Raw genomic sequence first — 16,599 nt, 5'->3', positions numbered from 1 at the left:
CAGACTAATTCCAAGAAATATGAATCCATCTTGAAGGAAAGAATAGAAATATCTAAAGTATTAGTTCTTATACGATCCTATCGTGATATTCAGTCTTCTAAAGCAAAAACATTACTAAACTTTTAGTAAGCTTAGTTTCAACAGCCGACCTGTTACATTTCGCAAACAAGCTTTAAGCTCCAAGCTGTAAGCTCTAAGCTTTTGTTTAGATGCACTATTTTTTTAGTTAACATAATTGAGTATTTAACTTCCAGGAGTATTTACATAGTGGTTGCTCAAGCCGATAAAGTAGAAATAAACCGCCGTTACGAACCTAAAACTCAGTCCATCGCCCAAGAATTGATCGAAAGTACCAGAGAAAAGAACAATATCTTTAATCGAATGCGAGATCAAATGCGCTGGGACGATAAAGTTTTGGACTGGACAATGGCTAATCCAGGACTACGGGTACAGATGTTTCGCTTTATTGATGCGATTCCTGCCCTTCAAAGCAAAGCTGAGATTGCCAATCACTTCCAACAGTATATGAGTGCGGAAGCGGTGGAGTTGCCTAATGCACTAAAAAGTATCCTTAACTTTAGCGATCCTGATTCTTTTCCTGCTCAAACCGCAGCAGCTACGATTACTAAAGCAGTAGAAACCTTAGCATATAAATATATTGCTGGAGAAAATATTGCTGAGGTAATCAAAGCTATCGATCGCCTGCGTAAAGAAGGCATGACCTATACGATCGATCTGTTAGGAGAAGCAGTAATTACGGAAGCTGAAGCCGAAGATTATCTGCAACGCTACCTAGATTTAATTGAACGACTGACGCAAAAAGCCCAAAGCTGGAAACGAAAAGAAGGCATAGATCTAGCCGATGGTGTAGAGTTGCCTCAGGTACAGGTATCCGTCAAGCTTACTGCATTCTATTCCCAGTTCGATCCCCTTAATCCTGTTGGCAGTAAAGAAAAAGTATGCGATCGCCTGAGAATTTTATTACGCAAAGCAGATGAACTCAAAGCAGCAATCCATTTTGATATGGAGCAATATCGCTATAAGGACTTGACGCTAGAGATTCTCAAACAGTTGCTCATGGAAGAGGAATTTCGGAGTAGAACCGATTTAGGTATTACTCTTCAAGCTTATCTTAGAGATTCTTACTCTGACTTAGAGAGCATAATTGAGTGGGCAAAAGCCAGAGGCAATCCGCTAACTGTTAGGTTGGTCAAAGGAGCATATTGGGATCAAGAAACTATTAAATCTCTACAAAATCACTGGGATCAGCCCGTATATAACCAAAAAGCCGCCACAGATCTCAATTACGAGCGTATGACGCAGCGGCTGCTGGAAAACCATGAATATCTTTATGCAGCGATTGGTAGTCATAATGTTCGCTCCCAGGCTTTGGCTTGCGCGATCGCCGAAACCTTAAATATCCCAACTCGTCGCTTGGAAATGCAGGTGCTATACGGGATGGGAGATAAATTGGCTCAGGCTTTGGTTAAGCGAGGACATCGAGTAAGAGTATATGCTCCCTACGGCAATCTATTACCAGGAATGGCTTATCTAATTCGCAGGCTGTTAGAAAATACGGCAAATAGTTCATTTATACGGCAAAATCAGGAACAAAAGCCGATTGCCGAATTAATTGCTCCTCCTGTGGTCGATAATATGGCCCAGAGGCGCGTTATCGATCCAGATAAAACCCCATTTCAATATGCCCCAGATACCGATTATGCGGATACCGAGAAACGGATGAAAGCAGAACAGGCTTTAGCAAAAGTTAAACAAGAACTGGGTAAAACCTATTTACCGTTAATCAACGGCCAATACCTGGAAACCGCCAACTATCTTGACTCACTCAACCCCTCAAGATCGACAGAGTTAGTCGGTAAAGTTGGGCAAATCTCTGTCGAACAGGCAGAACAGGCAATCAATGCCGCCAAGGAAGCCTTCCAATCTTGGAAAAATACTTCGGCAACAGCAAGAGCTAATATCTTACGTAAAGCTGCCGATCTGATGGAACAGCAACGACACGAATTAAACGCCTGGATTTGTTTAGAGGTAGGTAAAGTTATTCCCCAGGCTGACGGAGAAGTTTCTGAGGCAATTGATTTTTGTCGCTATTATGCCTCTGAGATGGAAAGACTGACTGAGGGAACAAACTACGATATCGCAGGTGAAAATAACCGCTACTTCTATCAACCAAAAGGTATTGCGGTAGTCATCTCTCCTTGGAATTTCCCCTTGGCGATCGCCACTGGGATGACCGTTGCTGCTTTGGTTACAGGTAACTGTACTCTCTTAAAACCAGCTGCCACCTCGGCGGTAATTGCGGCTAAGTTGACAGAAATTCTAGTCGAAGCTGGTATTCCTCAAGGAGTATTTCAATATGTTCCTGGCAAGGGTTCAGAAGTGGGTACGTATTTAGTCGAACACAAAGACACTCACGTAATTGCCTTTACTGGTTCGCGGGAAGTTGGCTGTCAAATCTACGCAGAAGCTGCCAAACTACAGCCAGGACAAAAACATCTCAAGCGAGTAATTGCCGAAATGGGCGGAAAAAACGCCATTATTGTGGATGAAAGTGCCGATTTAGACCAGGCAGTAGCAGGGGTAGTACAGTCAGCGTTTGGCTATAGTGGACAAAAATGTTCAGCCTGTTCGCGGGTAATTGTGGCATCCCCAGTCCATGATGCCTTTCTTGCTAGACTGGTTGAGGCTACTAAATCTCTGAACGTCGGTGCAGCAGATAATCCTAGCATTCAGGTAGGGCCGATAATTGACCCGAAAGCTCGCGATCGCATTTTAGAATATATCACCCAAGGTAAACAAGAAAGTGAACTAGCTTTAGAAATGTCTACTCCCGACGGTGGTTACTATGTTTCTCCTACTATTTTTAGCGGGGTTACTTCAGAAGATACGATTGCCCAAGAAGAAATCTTTGGCCCTGTTTTGGCGGTAATGAAGGCAGATAATTTTGACCAGGCTATATCTCTGGCTAACGGTACAGACTACGCTCTGACTGGTGGTTTATATTCCCGTACTCCCAGCCATATTGACCAAGCATCCCGCGAGTTTGAAGTGGGTAACCTATATATCAACCGCAACATTACTGGGGCGATCGTCTCTCGTCAACCTTTTGGTGGCTTTAAGCTTTCTGGGGTGGGATCTAAAGCAGGAGGGCCCGATTATCTACTACAATTCTTAGACCCTCGGGTGGTAACGGAAAATATTCAGCGTCAGGGGTTTGCTCCTATAGAATAGTCTGGTGCTGTCAGGAATTAAAGAATGAATCATCAAACGGCTGTGAAATTAAAATCGATTATTAACAATTTATTTTCTTTCACAGCCATAATTCTAATTTTTGTTTTAACTGGTTGTGCTACCACGGCTACACAAAATATACATCTTCGCTACGGCAACCCCAGCCAGGCAAACGGCAACCAGAACAACTATCTAATTGAACAAGCTGAATATGCCTTGTCTTATAACTGCAATGCAGGAATAGCTAACTGGGTTAGTTGGCAGCTCGATCGCAGTTGGATCGGCACAACAGAACGTGTCGATGATTTTCGTCCCAACATCGACCTACCAACTAATTGCTATGCCGTCAGACCAAATGACTATCGAGGCAGTGGTTACGATCGCGGACATCTAGTTCCCAGTGGCGATCGCACTAGCAGTAGATCCGATAATAGCAGTACTTTCATCATGACCAATATTATCCCTCAGTCTCCTAGTAACAATCGCGAAGTCTGGCGGGAATTAGAAGAATATAGCCGAAATTTAGTTTTCCAAGGCAAGCAACTCTATATTGTGGCAGGGGGGAACAGCATTGCCCAAAAAATTGCCCAAAGTAAAGTGGTTGTTCCCGAATTTACCTGGAAAGTTATCTTAATTTTAGATCGAGCAGATGCCGAGATAACTAAACAGAATGTTGCTACCCTTGCTGTCTGGATACCCAATTCTGAGCAGGTGCGCAACACATATTGGCAAGACTACATCGTATCTGTAGATGAGGTAGAAAAGAAAACGGGATATAACTTTTTTAGCAAAATCCCCCAAGGTATACAGCAAAAAATTGAACAGACTTACTATCAATGATTCACAAGTAATATAAGCTATGTTGGCTGATTACGTTATTAAAACTCAAACTATAGATCTGACATAATGCCAAAACTAAGTTTAGGAGCGAGGTTATTTATTTCACATTTATTGGTAATGATGGTGGGATTAGGCAGCTTTGTCATTATTGCTAAAGTTTCTTCTCCCAGAATGTTTGTCTTGCGTCTAGAACAATTAGAAAAAAGAGGTATTTTTACCGTTCGTTCAGCTCGTACTTACTTAGTAGAAGGATTTCAAAACGCTTGGAATCGCAGCGCAATTCTATCAGTTATAGTCGGAGCAAGTGCCGCAGGAGGTGTAAGCTATATTTCTTCCAAGCGGATTACTCAACCTGTTAAGCAGATGAAGCGAATCACTCAAAATTTTGCAGCAGGAGATTTAGCCGAAAGAGTTCCTGAAAGCGACATTCCTGAATTAAATCAGTTGAGCGTCAGCTTCAACTCGATGGCAAGCAGTATTAGAGATGTGGAACAAAGACGAAGAGAATTAATTAGCGATTTAACTCACGAACTACGTACACCTTTAACCGTAGTGCGAGGTTATTTGGAAGAACTGGCTGATGACAGAATTGATGGTACTCCTGAACTTTATTTACGTTTAATTAAAGAAACAAGACGTTTAGAACGATTAATTCACGATTTACAGGAACTTTCTAAGGCAGAAGCTGGTTATTTATCAATCAACTTACGCAAGATTAATTTGCGTCCTTTACTTGTTTCTCTAGTGGAACGTTTTGCCGATCAATTGTTAGAAGAAGGTCCAGAGTTGAAATTAAACTGTCCTCAAGATATTCCTCCTGTGTTAGCCGATCGCGATCGCACTGAACAAATTTTAGTCAACTTATTAGGTAACGCGATTCGCTACACTGAAACTGGCTCGATCGTCGTAGAAGCAATCAAAATTAATCGCCAGGTGTGGATCTCTGTAACCGATACGGGAGTGGGAATTGCCGAGAAAGACCTATCCTATGTATTTGAACGTTTTTGGCGTGCCGATCCCTCCCGCGCCAGTCATTCAGGGGGAACGGGTATTGGACTGGCGATCGCTCGTCGTCTGGTAGAATTGCAGGGTGGTCGCATTGAAGTGAAAAGCGAACTAGGCAAAGGGAGCGTCTTTCGTTTTTGTCTTCCCATAGCTTAAATTTTCTCCAGCACTGTCAGTTTTGTTCAAAGCTAACAATCAACATACGGCAATCAGCCAATTTCGTTTCGGTTGAACTCACGCCATAATAATAATATTTGCAAATCTTCACAATTATCAATTTAACAATTATGGCAACTTCGGAAAATCAATACGAAATTCAAAAATCCGAGCAGGAATGGAAACAATCTTTAACTCCCGAACAGTTCAAAGTGTTACGTAAACATGGAACAGAAAGAGCAGGGACAAGTTCTTTGGACAAAGTTTATGACGATGGTACATATCTCTGTGCTGGCTGCGGTCAACCTGTGTTTACTTCTGAAACCAAATTTAATAGCGGTACAGGATGGCCTAGTTTTTACAAACCTTTAACAGAGGCGATCGATACTACTACAGATCGCTCCTTGTTTATGACTAGAACAGAAGTACACTGTAGTCGCTGTGGCGGTCATTTGGGTCATGTATTTAATGATGGTCCTCAACCCACTGGAGAACGCTACTGTATGAACGGTGTATCTTTAAAGTTTGTTCCAGAAAAGTAAGACTTATCAACGATCATTCGATCATTTAAGATAGACTGGCTGAGGAAAATTTAGGGTAAATCTTTGAACGCCATTAATCTTTTAAAGCTGTTGTCTATCAGCTTTGGTTGGCAAATTGGTTTTATTAGCCTTGTCAACCTTCCCGTCATTGCTCAAGAAGCAGACACAAATCTAGATATTCCCGATCGCGTAATTCAAGAAAGTCCGACACTGCAACGTTGGTTAAAAGAAGTCCCCGATGTTAGAGAAGACATTCGACACGATCCTAGTTTTCGGACACGCTTACGCCTTGGGTTTACTGACTTTCCTTCTAATGATGCCGCAGGAATCAATTTCGGCATCGAAGATATTTTTATTAAGCGCACTGGTTTAACTTTTAGCACCGACTATCAATCAGCATTTAATGGCGATCGCAATGCTTTTGGCGCAGATTTGCATTATTTCTTATTACCTTTAGGTAACTATATAAACATTGCTCCTCTCGTTGGCTATCGTTATGTTCAAAGTAATGACTTTAATACTGACGGGTTGCACCTTGGTTTAAGACTGATGCTGGCTTTTTCGCGCACTGGCGCGGGTGATATTTCTCTATCTCAAAGCTTTATTTCTCCAGGAGCTAGCGAAGAAGTAGGCATTACTTCTTTGTCCGTTGGCTACGCAGTTATTTCCAACTTACGCTTATCTACAAACTTAGAATGGCAAAACTCAATCGAAAATAACGATAATCGTGCAGGTATTAATTTAGAATTACTATTTTAAGTAAGCTATATATTAGAAGCATTCAAACTGCAACCTACTTCAAAAAATATTTGAGGATATTATAACTTAATATCAAGCTATTAAATATTTTTAACAACTATTTAGGTAAGATAAATGTATTGTAAACTAATTGATCTAACCCCAATTTAAAATTAAAGATAACAACTAATAATAAATTAAGTTGAAAATTTCGCTTGTAGTTAGTATTATTAATTAAACTTTTAACATTTGGTCAAACAAATGTTAAAAGTTTTTTTAACCCAAATAATCGAGAAAATAATATGTTGCCTATCGTTCGTAATTTAATTGTAGTTGGAGAGTCTATTGACTTTAATACGGTAACCAACGAGGAATTGGCATCAGCTTATAATGAAATTTTGCCTCCTAACGCCACAGAATTAATGGGATTGAGAAAAAAACTCGAACGAATTAAGTCTAATTTAGCTAAAACCCCTAATATGGGTTGGTCTCAATTTGGAAGTATGATGGGTCGAGAATTTCAAGAGTCTCTTTATAAATCAGAAAAATAAAAATTGGCTCTTTTTTTAGCAGAATAATTGCTGTTTTTTTGCGTTACAGTAATAGCTAATTTAAAAAATCTGGCAAGAGTTAAATATCGATCTAGAGTAGGATCTTATTTAACTCTTGTTTTAAAGATAAAGGTTGATAACCTAAAGCAAAAGCCTTAGTGCTATCTAAAGACGTATCGGGCGATCGCGGTGCTACCATAATTACATCCGCTTGTTTACCTGGCTGAATTAAATCTGTCGATAATTGCAAAATATTGGCTAGCAATAAACCAAAATTATAGCGAGAGATACGATCTTTGCCTCCCAGGTGTAAAACTCCTTGTACTTGTTTTTCTATAGCTAATAATAATCCTTGCGATGCAGCCTTAGCACTAGCGGGAGTCCTAAATTCATCGGTAAATAAGTTTGTTACTTTGCCAGCTTTTAAGTTATTAACCATACCCTGGACAAAGCTAGGAGAAACAGGGGAAGCTAACCCAAACATCAAAGGCATTCGACATAAAGCGATCGCGGGATAAATTTCGCTCATTTTTTGTTCGGCTACTACTTTTTGTTCTCCGTAATAATTTATCGGACAAACAGGATCGGTTTCTTTATATAAAGGATGTTTGCCATCAAAGACTAAATCTGTTGAGGTAAAGGCGCAGGGAAGATTATTTTCACTACACAAACGAGCAATATTTACCGCAGCAGTAACGTTGATAGCATAAGATTCTTCTCGATGAGTTTGGCAAAAATTCGGTTTAGAAGCCGCGGCAGTATGAATTACTGCATCAGGTTTTATTTCTTTAAATAATTGATCTAAAGCAGAAAAATCTTTTAAATCAGTTTTCGATAAAGTTGCCCCAGTTATTGTTACTTCGTGGCTAAAATAAGTTCCATATACTTTCCAATCTGTTTGGGCATATTGACATAAATTCCAGCCTAAAAAACCACTTGCTCCTGTTACTAATAATTTTTTCATTCCTTCTAATAAATTGCTCTTACATACACTAAGCTTTACTTGTATAGTAAGTCAAATTTTACTTTAGACTAAATTATCAGAAGCAAGCATAGTATATAAAACCTAATCAAAATCCTGAAAATGAAGCGTTTATCAAAAAAGCGATCGTTCAATTATTGAAAGAGGTTGAGTAAAAATGGTTTTTAATCAATTCGATAATTTAGTTTAACTTTGAATAATAGCAACATCGTAAGACTTGAATATGCGATCGCGAGTAACAATTGTGAGCTGTTCGTAAATTGCTTGAGCGATTAAAATACGGTCAAAAGGATCTTGGTGATAATAAGGTAAATGTTCGATCGCTAAGGCATGGTCTATATTTATTGCTAATGGTCTAAATTTGGTTTCTTCAATTTGTTTTTGCAGATCATCTGGTGCTTGTAGTTTACCTAAAGACTTTTTGATGGCAATTTCCCAAGCCGAAGCAGCAGAAACAAATACTAAATTATCTGGATTGGCGATCGCCCCTTTTGCTGTAATAGAAAGAGTAGAATTGTTAGCTAACCACCAAATCAAAGTATGAGTATCCAACAGTAGGTGCATTACTCTTCTTCACCCAGAAAGCCCGCCAGAATATCTGCTGGAAGTTCATTATCAAAATCATCGCTCATAATTACTTTTCCTTCCCATCCTCCAGGGGTTCGAGGAGTTTTATTTTCTTGGTAGGGAATCAATTTGACGAGGGGCTTTCCCGCTTTAGCAATAATAATTTCTTCTCCTGCTAAAGCTGATTCAATTAATTTCGACAGTTGCGATTTGGCTTCGTGAATATTTGCTATTTTCATGCTACTACAAATAGATTAGCTAGACTTAGCTAATTATATAATGGCATCTTTGCCAAATAAATAGTGTTAGAACTTATTGCTGATTAATACTCTATGAAGCCAAAACTCAGCTATTTGTAATGAGTGATGACTTGGATAAAGAAGACCAAGAAATTATTAGCTTATTTGACGATGCTCAAAGTGAATAGTATTGATAGCTACAAATATCTATAGGCGATCGCCTCATAGTATGGGTTAGTTGTGTGAGGTATTGTTCATTAATATGCTATTGTCCGAACTGGCGCGCGATCGCGAAATTCGTTATTTTCTGATTTCTTTTACCGATCTATTCGGGGTACAGAGGGCTAAACTAGTTCCTGCCCAAAGTATTGATGAAATGGCGGAAAACGGGGCAGGGTTTGCCGGATTTGCAGCCTGGTTAGATATGACTGCTGCCGATCCTGATATCTTGGCAGTACCCGATCGCGATCGCTTATTTCAGCTACCTTGGCAAAAAGATGTGGCATGGATGCCAGCCGATCTTTATGGATTAGACGGTGAACCAATATCACAAACTCCCCGACTCATTTTAAAGCAGATGCTAAAACAGGCCCAAGAACTGGGTTATACAATTATGACAGGGGTTGAGTGCGAATATTTTTTGTTATCTGCCGATGCTCACGAAATTTCTGATAATCGCGATCGCGCTGCTAAACCTTGCTACAATCAACAGGCTTTGATGCGTCGTTACGATGTGGTGAGTGAGATCTGCGATGGGATGCTATCTCTAGGGTGGAAACCCTATCAAAACGATCACGAAGATGCCAACGGACAGTTTGAAATGAACTGGGATTACGCTGATGCCTTGGTTACGGCAGATCGTCATGTCTTTTTTAAGTATATGGTGAAAAGTATTGCCGAACAACATGGATTTCGCGCTACCTTTATGCCTAAACCATTTAGTAACCTAACAGGCAACGGTTGCCATACTCATATTTCTGTTTGGGATAATGTTAGTAAGACTAATTTATTTCGAGAAACAGACGAGGATTTAGAACTTTCTCCCTTAGCCTATCAATTCATCGGAGGAATACTTGAGTCGGCTTCTGCCTTGTGTGCGTTTAGCAATCCTACAGTTAATTCCTACAAGCGGATTAATTCCCCCATAACCATCTCTGGTGCAACATGGTCGCCCAATACGATAAGCTATAGCGGTAATAATCGCACTCACATGATTCGCATCCCCGATTTAGATCGCTTTGAACTACGACTAGGAGACGGTGCTGCAAATCCTTATTTACTTCCCGCGGCGATTATTGCCGCTGGTTTAGACGGTATCAAACGTAAAATCGATCCAGGCGATCGCTCTAACAATAATAGCTATACCGATCCACTACCACCAGAACAAGTGAAGCGACTTCCCGCCAATTTGTTAGATGCCTTGCGTAGCTTGGAAAAAAATCAAGTTTTTCCAGCCGCCTTTGGCGAACCTTTTATTGCATCTTATTTAAAACTCAAATATCAACAGTGGAATGAATACAGTAACCAAATTACTAATTGGGAACTCGATAACACACTGAACTGTTAATTGTTTAATCTTCTCTTGTAGACGATTAAAAACCTGTTCACCATCAGTTAATTGTCCGTTAGCTAGTTGTTTTCCAACAGCAATTTTGTCTTGCAGTTCTTTTATTGTTCCTTCTTTTGCTTTTAAAAGCTTAAAAGCTTATGTAATTACATCATCAGCGTTATTGTATACACTACTAGCAATCTTGTCTTGAATAAATTTTTCTTGTTTTGATTTTAGTTGAATATTGATGAGTTTATACGCTTTCAAAATTATTTGACCATAGAAATGGTAAATTCAGTATCAAATTATTATTAAAAAATATTTTTAGTTTAACCTCATCATTTTGTGAGTAGATGTTTCTTCAAATACGTTAAATCCCAATCTTTCATACAACCTTTCAGCGGGATTTACTTTAAGAACCTTGAGCCATAATTTTTGATTATTCAGTTGCGATCGCTTGATAATCGAGGCAATCAAACTCGTACCAATACCTTGATTTTGATAATGACGGTCTATTTGAATTTCTGCTAAATAGATTTCGGTAGTAACCACAACTTTAATAAAACCAATTGGAAAATTTCTTAGCTCAATTATTTGATAATCCTGTGAGCTAAAAGAGTCGCGAAATAAAGTAGGATTCCAAGGGTAAACTTGTTCAACATAACCCTTCATGTTTTCAGCATGAATGCGATCGAGTATTTCGATATCTTTGACGGTAGCTTGGCGAAGAGTATAATACAATTTCTCAAAAGTAATAAGATTGGTAGATTGGGAAGCCACTGCGTTGCCCTAAAGGATATGCCCTAAAGGATATGCGGAGCGGTATCCTTTAGGACACGAAGTTAGTCATGCACGGGCAAACGCGTCGTGGAGGTATCCTCCGTTGTAGCAAGTGGCGTTAGAACAAAGCGTGAAACCCAACTAAACCTTTTAATGAGTTAACAAACATAAAAAATAAATGTCGATTAAAACAAATAAAATCCAGGTTGGTAAGTTCGAGTGGTTTTATCGTCAGACTGAAGTAGAGAGTGAGCGTACTCCTGTTCTCTTTTTACATGGCTTACCTTCCCATAGCTATACTTGGCAAAAATTAATGTCTTTTTTAGCTGAGTCAGAAATTCCTAGTATTGCCCCAGACTGGATTGGCTGCGGATTTTCCGATAAACCTAATCAGCGAGATTTTGCCTATACTCCTGAAGCATTTATCAAAGAGTTAGACGAATTAATTACTGCGCTAAAGTTAGAAAAATATTACCTAGTAGTCCAAGGATTTCTGGGTTCAGTAGGGATACAGTATGCCCTACAAAATCCCGATCGCATCGAAGGATTAATTATTCTCAATACCCCGATTTCAGACAATGCCAAACTTCCTTGGTCAATGAAACAGTTTACCTTTCCTTTGGTAGGGGACATGATGACTCAAGATCCTCTATTAGTCGATCGCAATATCGAAAAGGGCAGTGGTTTTGTGGTTGCCGATAAAGATTTAAACGTTTTGCGTAAACCTTTTTTACAAAGTTCGGATGTAGGTAGAGCCTTAATGGCGATCGCCAAAAAATTACAGTTAAAGACAACAACCAAAGAAATTGAAGCTGGTTTAAGTCAGTGGGCAAAACCTACTTTAATTATTTGGGGTGTAGAGGATAAGTGGTTAAATGTTGCTGATGCCAAAAAGTTAGCAGCAGCTAACTCAGATATTACTTTGGTTGAATTAGCTCAAGCCAAACATTATCCTCAAGAACACTGGGCCTCAGATATTGCTAAAGAAATAGTGCAATTTTTTCGGCGTAAAATTTTTTAACCTGGGTCGTAAAGACGAACAAGTCTCAGGAAGATGTCATGATGTCAGGTTTTCTGAGAAAATTAAACTGAAGTAACAAAGTCAGTTTTGAGTAAAATGAAAATTTTTCGTCCTATTCTATCTTTAATATTAGTTTTAGCTACAACCCTTTTAATTAGCTGTGGTGGGCCTAGTGTGTCTGCGCCACCAACCTATACCCCCGAAAAACTTCAAACAATCAGAACTTATAGTATTCCTTTAGACGTAGCCCGTCAGAGAATTCCCGAACTGGGTGAGTCGATTGCGAACGAAGATTGGGCTAATGCCAATTCTTTTTTACATGGGCCTCTTGGTTCGATCAGAAGGGACTTGACTTATTTATCTAATGCTTTGCTTCCAGATGAACAAGAGCCTGCTTTAAATGTCGCTAAAGATATCTTCAAACATTTTGAAAATATTGATGCTGCTGTCAGCGAGAAAAACTACACTGTAGCAATTAATCAGTATAAGGAAGTCGTCTCCGATCTGGATGCTTACGCTAGTTTAATTCCTCAGACTAAAGAGTCGGTCAATCAAGCTGAAGCCGCAATGGAATCAGCAGAAAATGTATTTGAAGGTGTAAAAGATGAAGTTAAAGAAACCGTAGATAAAATTACTCCTGATTTTGATGGTAATGCTTAAGGTGGATTGGCACTAATCATCAGCTATAGAGGCTTGGCACTGCCAAGTCTTTTTTAATTAATTATCAACAGGTTGATAATTAATATTATTGAGCAAAAGTAATCAAAGATTTAGTCGTAGACCGATCTGTCTGAGATTTTGCTGTATAAAAGTCCCCTAAAGGATATGCCCGTGCATGATTCCCGTCAGATGAACACAGATGAACACGGATGATTGATCGCGCTACGAGTGTTATTTATCTGTCCAGCTAATACAAGAGAATTGGTATAAGATGAGCAAAATTGTCATTATTGGCTGTGGGGTTGTCGGCGCAGCGATCGCCTATGAACTTAGCCTGGTTTCAGGGTTAGATATTACCGTAGTTGAAAAAAATACTCCTGCTTCTGGTTCAACTAGGGCAGCTTTGGGAGTATTGATGGGGGCAATTAGCCATAAGAAAAAAGGCAGGGCTTGGCGGTTTCGTGCTACGAGTTTGAAACGCTATCCAACTTTAATTTCTGAACTTGAAGCTAAAACAGGGCTGAATATTTCTGTAAATCGTCAGGGAATCTTTAAACTGTTGTTTAGGGGAGATGATTTAGAAAAATGGCAAAAGCTACAGGAATTTCGCGCTTTGTCAGGCTGGAAACTAGAAATAGGCGATCGCACTTACGTTAGTCAGCAATGCCCTCATCTAGTCAGCGAGCAAATTATTGGTGCTGTATATTCTCCCCAGGATGCACAAGTTAATCCTGTTGAACTTACTAAAGCTCTCGTCGCTGCTGCCACAGCTAACGGAGTTAAGTTTCACTTTGGAGTAGAGGTAAAGGATTTTACTACTCACTCAGATCATGAACTATCAACCTGTCAGCAAATAGCAACCACTATTGGCAAAATTGAAGTCGAACAGCTAATTATTGCCGCAGGTTTGGGTTCAACTCCTTTAACTAAATCTTTACAGCAAACTATTGCGATCCGTCCTGTATTAGGACAGGCGATTAAACTTAGGTTGGATCGCTCTTTGGGTAATCCAAATTTTCAACCCGTAATTACAGGTAATGATATTCATCTCGTACCTTTAGGCGATCGAGCATATTGGCTGGGTGCAACGGTAGAATTTCCCACCGAAACAGGAGAAAGTATTGCTGATGCTGAATTATTAAAGAAAGTGATCCAGGGTGCGATCGCTTTTTGTCCAGATTTAAAAACCGCAACTGTGTTAGAAACTTGGTCTGGTAAACGACCTCGTCCTGAAGGCATTTCCGCCCCAATCATTGAAAACCTATCTGGCTATAGTAATGTTTTGCTAGCTACGGCACACTATCGTAACGGTGTCTTACTCGCTCCTGCAACAGCTATAGAAGTCGCTCAGATTTTAACCAGGAAAAAGACAATTTAGATTGATGAAGCGAAGAGGTTTATTAAAATTTTTGCTGGTAGAAGCGATCGCCTTGAACTATTTACCTTCAGACAGGGCGCGGGCTAGTACCTGGAGTTACACGGGAGAAACGGGGACAGACTTTTGGGGAGAACTCGATTCGGAGTTTGCGGTTTGCAGTTCAGGTCAAGCTCAATCACCAATTAATCTAGAATCTGGAGTAACTGCCGCTGTGGGGAACTTAGAACTTAATTATCAAGATACGCCTTTGGCAATTGTCAACAACGGTCGCACTATTAGAGTTAACTATCAGCCAGGAAGTAATTTAACTTTAGATGGTCAAGTATACGAACTGTTGCAGTTTCATTTTCATCAACCTAGTGAGCATCTAGTATTAGGCAAGCCGTTTGCGATGGAGGCGCATTTTGTACATCAGAATTTAGCTACAGGTGATTTAGTTGTCTTGGCTGTGTTAATGTCTGAAGGTGCAATTAATCCAGCTTTAGACACTATCTGGCAAAAAATTTCCGTTGCCGATAATTTAGCTGATCGAGAAGCTCAAGTGTCAGACTTGGTGATTAATGCTCTCCAGTTGCTGCCTAAAAACAGCGATCGATACTATCGCTATCTAGGTTCTCTTACCACTCCTCCCTGTTCAGAAATTGTTACCTGGCTGGTTTTGAAGCAACCAATATCAGTATCAAAATGGCAAATTGCTCGTTTTCTAGAAGTGATTGGCAATAATGCCAGACCGATTCAAGCGTTAAATCAAAGAGCGTTACTGGAATTTAATTGATTAGCGCAAAAAAATTTGTACTCTTCGATTAACTCCATCCGTTAAAATTGTTGATACTTCTTATATTAAGCTAGCTCAAAAATTCTCGTAGGTTGGGTTAAAAAATTGATTATACATTCTTGTTTAAAGGTTGTTAGTGAAATTCAACAAGATTAAAATTTTTGTTGGCAAGTGCGATCGCGCTGACCAACCGACTAGCTAATAGCTATAAACTGTATTCTTGGTAAACTCGTACTATAAATTAGCAGCGATAATGGTAGCCTCTCAAACAGCATCATCCTTCTTAATCGAAATTGCTCAACAAACCCGCGCAGCAGCAGGCAAACTGGCAGTATTATCTATAGAAGATAGAAATTCTGCTTTAGAAGCGATAGCGCAAGCTTTAGAAGTAGCTAAGACCGAATTAATTGCTGCCAACGAAGCCGATCTTAAAGCAGCATCAAAAAATAATATTGCTCCCGCACTATATGCCAGACTAAAGTTAGGAGAATCTAAACTGCAAGCAGCGATCGCTGGTGTGCGAGATGTAGCTAAATTAGACGATCCAGTCGGTGTGAATCAAATACACCGCGAGTTAGATCGAGGATTAATCTTAAAGCGGGTTACTTGCCCATTGGGAGTATTAGGCATTATTTTTGAGGCGCGTCCTGAAGCTTTAATTCAAATTACCAGTTTGGCGATTAAGTCTGGTAATGGGGTAATTCTCAAAGGTGGCACAGAAGCGATTAACTCTTGTCAGGCATTGACTAAAGTGATTCATCAGGCATTAGAGTCTACCAAAGTTAATCCCGCTGCGGTACAGTTGTTGACTACCAGAGAAGAAATTAAACAGTTATTAAAACTCGATCGCTATGTAGACCTAATTATCCCTAGAGGCTCAAATTCTTTTGTCCGATACGTGCAGGACAACACTCGTATTCCCGTACTAGGTCATGCCGATGGTATTTGTCATCTATATTTAGATCGAGCAGCCGATCCAGATAAGGCAATTAAAATTACCGTTGATGCTAAAACTCAGTATCCCGCAGCCTGTAACGCGATCGAGACGTTATTAGTACATGAGGATATTGCCGAGGAGTTTCTGCCTCAGATTGCAACTGCCTTAGAAACAGCAGGAGTGCAATTGCGAGGAGATGAAGCAACCAGGAAAATTATCGCAGCTACTCCAGCTAAAGAACACGATTGGAAAACTGAATATAGCGATTTAATCCTCGCTATCAAAATTGTTGATTCTCTAGAGAGGGCGATCGCTCATATCAACCAATATGGCTCAAAACATACTGATGCGATCGTTACCGAAGACAGTCAAACAGCAGATATCTTCCAAAACCAAGTAGACGCTGCGGGAGTGTATCATAATTGTTCCACTCGCTTTGCCGATGGCTTCCGCTATGGCTTTGGCGCAGAAGTTGGCATAAGTACCCAGCAAATGCCTCCCCGTGGCCCTGTAGGCTTAGAAGGTTTAGTGACCTACAAATACAAAATGACTGGGAATGGTCATATTGCTGCTAGCTATACAGGTTCAGATGCCAAACCCTACACGCACCAGGATTTATAAATAATC

16 protein-coding genes are annotated in these 16,599 nt (G+C 39.9%); 12 read left to right on the top strand and 4 right to left on the bottom strand.

Going from position 1 to position 16,599, the window contains the following annotated elements; all coding sequences use genetic code 11:
- Positions 1-267 precede the first annotated feature (267 nt).
- From pruA to V6C71_14990, 6 genes are all read left to right on the top strand, one after another.
- Entirely contained in the window at positions 268-3,252 is a 2,985-nt protein-coding gene (pruA, locus tag V6C71_15015) for an L-glutamate gamma-semialdehyde dehydrogenase (protein HEY9769780.1), read from the top strand.
- A gap of 24 nt (positions 3,253-3,276) precedes the next feature.
- Entirely contained in the window at positions 3,277-4,092 is an 816-nt protein-coding gene (locus tag V6C71_15010; GenBank protein HEY9769779.1) for a DNA/RNA non-specific endonuclease, read from the top strand.
- A 66-nt stretch (positions 4,093-4,158) separates the two neighbouring features.
- Positions 4,159-5,253 carry a HAMP domain-containing sensor histidine kinase gene (locus tag V6C71_15005; protein ID HEY9769778.1) on the top strand — a complete coding sequence of 365 codons (1,095 nt, stop codon included), beginning with the start codon at positions 4,159-4,161 and terminating at the stop codon, positions 5,251-5,253.
- A 131-nt stretch (positions 5,254-5,384) separates the two neighbouring features.
- Positions 5,385-5,795: a peptide-methionine (R)-S-oxide reductase MsrB gene (gene msrB, locus V6C71_15000; protein HEY9769777.1), complete on the top strand. Its 411-nt coding sequence runs from the start codon at positions 5,385-5,387 to the stop codon at positions 5,793-5,795.
- 63 nt (positions 5,796-5,858) lie between these two features.
- On the top strand, positions 5,859-6,554 hold the full coding sequence (locus V6C71_14995) for a hypothetical protein (GenBank protein HEY9769776.1): 696 nt from the start codon (positions 5,859-5,861) through the stop codon (positions 6,552-6,554).
- 281 nt (positions 6,555-6,835) lie between these two features.
- On the top strand, positions 6,836-7,084 hold the full coding sequence (locus V6C71_14990) for a hypothetical protein (GenBank protein ID HEY9769775.1): 249 nt from the start codon (positions 6,836-6,838) through the stop codon (positions 7,082-7,084).
- A gap of 91 nt (positions 7,085-7,175) precedes the next feature.
- On the opposite strand, the gene V6C71_14985 is transcribed toward V6C71_14990, so the two are convergent.
- The 3 genes from V6C71_14985 to V6C71_14975 all read right to left on the bottom strand — a co-directional run bounded on the left by V6C71_14985 (position 7,176) and on the right by V6C71_14975 (position 8,872).
- Positions 7,176-8,048, bottom strand: a complete 873-nt coding sequence (locus V6C71_14985) for an NAD(P)-dependent oxidoreductase (GenBank protein ID HEY9769774.1) — start codon at positions 8,046-8,048, stop codon at positions 7,176-7,178.
- Between the two features lie 204 nt (positions 8,049-8,252).
- A complete protein-coding gene (locus V6C71_14980) occupies positions 8,253-8,630 on the bottom strand; it encodes a type II toxin-antitoxin system VapC family toxin (GenBank protein HEY9769773.1) in 378 nt (125 codons plus the stop codon).
- Positions 8,630-8,872, bottom strand: a complete 243-nt coding sequence (locus tag V6C71_14975) for a type II toxin-antitoxin system prevent-host-death family antitoxin (protein HEY9769772.1) — start codon at positions 8,870-8,872, stop codon at positions 8,630-8,632. Before V6C71_14975 ends, V6C71_14980 begins: the two co-directional genes overlap by 1 nt.
- Before the next feature lie 262 nt (positions 8,873-9,134).
- Between V6C71_14975 and glnT the strand changes: the two genes are divergently transcribed.
- Positions 9,135-10,439, top strand: a complete 1,305-nt coding sequence (glnT, locus tag V6C71_14970) for a type III glutamate--ammonia ligase (protein HEY9769771.1) — start codon at positions 9,135-9,137, stop codon at positions 10,437-10,439.
- Positions 10,440-10,745: 306 nt separating this feature from the next.
- Here glnT and V6C71_14965 read toward each other — a convergent pair whose 3' ends face one another.
- Positions 10,746-11,162, bottom strand: a complete 417-nt coding sequence (locus tag V6C71_14965; GenBank protein ID HEY9769770.1) for a GNAT family N-acetyltransferase — start codon at positions 11,160-11,162, stop codon at positions 10,746-10,748.
- A gap of 217 nt (positions 11,163-11,379) precedes the next feature.
- Between V6C71_14965 and V6C71_14960 the strand changes: the two genes are divergently transcribed.
- The 5 genes from V6C71_14960 to proA all read left to right on the top strand — a co-directional run bounded on the left by V6C71_14960 (position 11,380) and on the right by proA (position 16,593).
- Positions 11,380-12,222 carry an alpha/beta fold hydrolase gene (locus V6C71_14960; GenBank protein HEY9769769.1) on the top strand — a complete coding sequence of 281 codons (843 nt, stop codon included), beginning with the start codon at positions 11,380-11,382 and terminating at the stop codon, positions 12,220-12,222.
- Positions 12,223-12,318: 96 nt separating this feature from the next.
- Complete coding sequence (gene psbQ / locus V6C71_14955; GenBank protein ID HEY9769768.1) at positions 12,319-12,882, top strand: photosystem II protein PsbQ; 564 nt, start codon at positions 12,319-12,321, stop codon at positions 12,880-12,882.
- Between the two features lie 271 nt (positions 12,883-13,153).
- Positions 13,154-14,260, top strand: coding sequence for an FAD-dependent oxidoreductase (locus V6C71_14950; protein HEY9769767.1), 1,107 nt, complete (start codon positions 13,154-13,156; stop codon positions 14,258-14,260).
- A 4-nt stretch (positions 14,261-14,264) separates the two neighbouring features.
- Positions 14,265-15,035 carry a carbonic anhydrase family protein gene (locus V6C71_14945; GenBank protein HEY9769766.1) on the top strand — a complete coding sequence of 257 codons (771 nt, stop codon included), beginning with the start codon at positions 14,265-14,267 and terminating at the stop codon, positions 15,033-15,035.
- A 253-nt stretch (positions 15,036-15,288) separates the two neighbouring features.
- On the top strand, positions 15,289-16,593 hold the full coding sequence (proA, locus tag V6C71_14940) for a glutamate-5-semialdehyde dehydrogenase (protein ID HEY9769765.1): 1,305 nt from the start codon (positions 15,289-15,291) through the stop codon (positions 16,591-16,593).
- The last annotated feature ends 6 nt before the right edge of the window (positions 16,594-16,599 follow it).

This window comes from Coleofasciculaceae cyanobacterium (genome assembly GCA_036703275.1).
GTDB lineage: Bacteria > Cyanobacteriota > Cyanobacteriia > Cyanobacteriales > Xenococcaceae > Waterburya.
Note: the sequence above shows the minus strand (reverse complement) of the source record. Positions and strands in the feature narration are given on the sequence as shown.